The sequence below is a fragment of the Pseudomonas brassicae genome (assembly GCF_010671725.1).
GTDB lineage: Bacteria > Pseudomonadota > Gammaproteobacteria > Pseudomonadales > Pseudomonadaceae > Aquipseudomonas > Aquipseudomonas brassicae.
The window spans coordinates 1-3,311 of the sequence record NZ_JAAHBU010000485.1 but is presented as its reverse complement, the minus strand read 5'-3'; the positions used below and the strand labels follow the sequence as shown (position 1 = coordinate 3,311).

Here is a 3,311-nt window from a genome sequence, read left to right as displayed (position 1 = left end):
GGCTTGCCAGCGAAAGGCGCGACGCGGTCTCAGGCCAGCGCCTTGTCCAGCGCCCGCTCGATCTCGGCCTTGATCGTGGCGCCCATCATCGACAGCATCATGCCCAGCTTGAGCTCGACACGAATGCTGTCGTCACCGATCTGGATGCTGCCATTGGCGCCACTGCGCTTGACCTCCACCCGGTCGCCGTTCCACTGCGCCTTGAGGTCGTACTCGCGGGCCAGCTTGTCGACCAGGGCTGCGGCCTTTTCCCGGGCCGCTTCGCGCCCCAGGCTGTGTTTGCGTTCGACGCTGATCTGGGTCATTCAATCAATCCTGGCTTAAAGGGCATACTCCTATTATGCCCCTGCCCTCACCTGCGACACACCCCGCCAAGACAAATGCAGCCGCACGCCCTAGAATGGCCAGTAATTTTTTCCGGTGAAGCGATATGAACGACCAGCGCAAAGGCGAACACGCCGAACCCACCACCCACTTCGGCTTCAAGGACGTTCCCGAGAGCCAGAAGGCCGAGAAAGTCGCCGAAGTCTTTCACTCGGTGGCCGCCAAGTACGACCTGATGAACGATGTGCTCTCCGGCGGCATGCACCGCCTGTGGAAGCGCTTCACCATCGAACTGTCCGGCGTGCGCCCCGGCAACCGCGTCCTCGACATCGCCGGCGGCACGGGCGACCTGGCACGCAAGTTCTCGCACCTGGTCGGCCCCACCGGCCAGGTGGTACTGGCCGACATCAACGCCTCGATGCTCAAGGTCGGGCGTGACCGCCTGCTCGACAAGGGCGTGGCCGGCAACATCGAGTTCGTGCAGGCCGACGCCGAGAAGCTGCCGTTCCCGGACAACCATTTCGACTGCGTGACCATCGCCTTCGGCCTGCGCAACGTGACCCACAAGGACGACGCCATCCGCTCGATGCTGCGCGTGCTCAAGCCCGGTGGCCGCCTGCTGGTGCTGGAGTTCTCCAAGCCGACCAACACGCTGATGTCCAAGGTCTACGACGCCTACTCGTTCGCCTTCATGCCGCTGGCCGGCAAGCTGATCACCAACGACTCGGAAAGCTACCGTTACCTCGCCGAATCGATCCGCATGCACCCCGACCAGGAAACCCTCAAGGCCATGATGGTCGACGCCGGCTTCGACCGCGTCACCTACCACAACATGACCAGCGGCATCGTCGCCCTGCACCGCGGTATCAAGCCCTGATGCTGCTGGCCGGGCTGCTCGCCAGCGTCGAACACGGCCTCAACCGTGTGCTGCGCATGGACAGCACCGCGCTGCCGCGCCTGGCGCCACTGGATGGCAAGATCATCGCCATCGACTGTCGCCAGCCGGCATTGCAGCTGTTCATCCTGCCCAGTGAAGAAGGCCTGCTGCTGGCCACGCACTGGGAGGCCGAGGCCGACTGCACCCTGCGTGCGCCGGCCAGCAGCCTGCTGCAACTGGCCCTGCGCCAGGACAAGACGACCGTGCTGCACAGCCCGCAGGTGGAGCTTGAAGGCGACAGCGCGGTGCTGCTGGACCTGGTCGGCGTGCTGCAGGACCTGGCGCTGGACTGGGAGTACGAACTCTCGCGCTGGCTCGGCCCGGTGGCCACGCAACTGTTCGCCGGCCATGTGCGCAGCCGCGCACGCTGGACCCGCCAGGGCCTGGCCAGCCTCAACCAGAACCTCGGCGAGTACCTGGCCGAAGAGGCCCGCACCCTGGTCGGCAAACGCGAAGCCGAAGCGCGCTTCGCCGAACTCGATGCACTGAAAGTCGACCTAGAACGCCTTGAGGCGCGCGTCGCGCGCCTTGCCCGATCCCTTGAATCCAGCGATAACGCATGAAGCTGCTTGCCGTCCGCCGTCTGTTGCGCATCCAGCGCGTCGTGATCCGCTACCGTCTCGATGACCTGCTGTTCGAACTGCCCCTGCCCTGGTGGCTGATGACCCTGCGCTTTGCCATGCCCTGGCGCTGGCTGCCGCGCAAGCCGTCGGCGCTCAGCCGCGGCGCGCGCCTGCGCCTGGCCCTGCAGGACCTGGGGCCGATCTTCATCAAGTTCGGCCAGTTGCTCTCGACCCGCCGCGACCTGCTGCCCGCCGACATCGCCGACGAGCTGATGCTGCTGCAGGACCGCGTACCGCCGTTCGACCCGCAACAGGCCGTGGCGCTGATCGAGTCGCAACTGGGCGCCAAGGTCGGCGAACTGTTCAGCCGCTTCGACGTCGAGCCGCTGGCCTCGGCCTCGGTGGCCCAGGTGCACGCCGCGCAGCTCAAGAGCGGTGAAGAGGTGGTGGTCAAGGTGGTGCGCCCCGGCCTCAAGCCGATCATCGCGCAAGACCTGGCCTGGCTGTTCCTGATCGCCCGCGGCGCCGAGCGGGTGTCGGCCGACGCGCGCCTGCTGCACCCGGTGGAGGTGGTCAGCGACTACGAAAAGACCATCTACGACGAGCTCGACCTGCTGCGCGAGGCGGCCAACGCCAGCCAGCTGCGACGCAACTTCGAAGGCTCCGAGATGATGTACGTGCCCCAGGTGTACTGGGACCTGTGCCGGCCCAAGGTGCTGGTGATGGAGCGAATCTACGGCATCCAGGTCACCGACCTCGTCACCCTGGCCGACCAGCGTACCGACATGAAGCTGCTGGCCGAACGCGGCGTCGAGATCTTCTTCACCCAAGTGTTTCGCGACAGCTTCTTCCACGCCGACATGCACCCGGGCAACATCTTCGTCAGCACGGTCAAGCCGTGGAGCCCGCAATACATCGCGATCGACTGCGGCATCGTCGCAGCCTCACCCCCGAAGACCAGGACTACCTGGCGCGCAACCTGTTTGCCTTCTTCAAGCGTGACTACCGCCGCGTGGCGCAGTTGCACATCGATTCGGGCTGGGTGCCGGCACAGACCAAGCTCAACGAGTTCGAAGCGGCGATCCGCACCGTGTGCGAGCCGATCTTCGAAAAACCGTTAAAGGATATTTCCTTCGGCCAGGTGCTGATGCGCCTGTTCCAGACCGCGCGACGCTTCAACATGGAAGTGCAGCCGCAGCTGGTGCTGCTGCAGAAGACCCTGCTCAACATCGAGGGCCTGGGGCGCCAGCTGTACCCCGACCTGGACCTGTGGAGCACCGCCCAGCCGTTCCTCGAACGCTGGATGCGCGAGCGCGTGAGCCCCAGGAATGTATTGCAGAACCTGCACAGCCAGGTCGAGCAACTGCCACACCTGGCGGCATGACCCGCGACCTGCTCGAACGCCTGTCGCAACCGCACCTGAACGACCCGCCGCCGCCCTGGCAGCAACGCGACGGCTGGGCCCTGCGCCTGCTCGGCGCCGGCCT

At 65.7% G+C, this 3,311-nt stretch carries 3 protein-coding genes and 1 pseudogene; 3 read left to right on the top strand and 1 reads right to left on the bottom strand.

The features are described from left to right. Nucleotides 1–29: 29 nt before the first annotated feature. Nucleotides 30–305, bottom strand: coding sequence for a polyhydroxyalkanoic acid system family protein (locus G3436_RS24970; protein WP_163950739.1), 276 nt, complete (start codon nt 303–305; stop codon nt 30–32). A 125-nt stretch (nt 306–430) separates the two neighbouring features. On the opposite strand from G3436_RS24970, the gene ubiE reads away from it, so the two are divergent. The 3 genes and pseudogenes from ubiE to ubiB form a co-directional block, all read left to right on the top strand. Then, nucleotides 431–1,201: a bifunctional demethylmenaquinone methyltransferase/2-methoxy-6-polyprenyl-1,4-benzoquinol methylase UbiE gene (gene ubiE, locus G3436_RS24965; protein ID WP_163950736.1), complete on the top strand. Its 771-nt coding sequence runs from the start codon at nt 431–433 to the stop codon at nt 1,199–1,201. Beyond that, nucleotides 1,201–1,824 carry a ubiquinone biosynthesis accessory factor UbiJ gene (locus G3436_RS24960; protein ID WP_163950733.1) on the top strand — a complete coding sequence of 208 codons (624 nt, stop codon included), beginning with the start codon at nt 1,201–1,203 and terminating at the stop codon, nt 1,822–1,824. Before ubiE ends, G3436_RS24960 begins: the two co-directional genes overlap by 1 nt. Continuing rightward, a pseudogene (gene ubiB / locus G3436_RS24955) lies at nt 1,821–3,311 on the top strand (ubiquinone biosynthesis regulatory protein kinase UbiB); the annotation flags it as partial. The gene G3436_RS24960 and the pseudogene ubiB, both read left to right, overlap by 4 nt.

Bases quoted from the DNA above. Each gene is read 5' to 3' on its own strand.
- G3436_RS24970 (WP_163950739.1), bottom strand. From the start codon at position 305: ATGACCCAGATCAGCGTCGAACGCAAACACAGCCTGGGGCGCGAAGCG.
- ubiE (WP_163950736.1), top strand. From the start codon at position 431: ATGAACGACCAGCGCAAAGGCGAACACGCCGAACCCACCACCCACTTC.
- G3436_RS24960 (WP_163950733.1), top strand. From the start codon at position 1,201: ATGCTGCTGGCCGGGCTGCTCGCCAGCGTCGAACACGGCCTCAACCGT.